At 55.6% G+C, this 243-nt stretch carries 1 protein-coding gene; it reads left to right on the plus strand.

Going from position 1 to position 243, the window contains the following annotated elements; all coding sequences use genetic code 11:
* Positions 1-243 (plus strand): hypothetical protein (locus AC1RPX_RS08080; protein WP_481763382.1); only part of this gene is annotated, 243 nt, incomplete at both ends.

Below are 243 nucleotides of genomic sequence, written 5' to 3' on the forward strand. Positions count from 1 at the left end.
CTGGCCCCTCTATCCAGATCGTAGCATTCAAAGTGGGTGACGGTTACGGTTACACCCCGCAACGCACAGACACCGGGCTGAACGGCAACACACTGTACACAGGTGTTCCAACTACCTACAACTTTGTTGCGCCCGATACGCTCGACATTTTGTGTGAACTGCCGCCTGATGCAGGCTACTTCGAGTTCGGTGAGGTAGGCCTGTATCTGCCGGGCGACGTACTGTTTGCCAAGGCCGTATTCC

The organism is Dellaglioa sp. CoH-56-MRSF-14 (genome assembly GCF_056782115.1).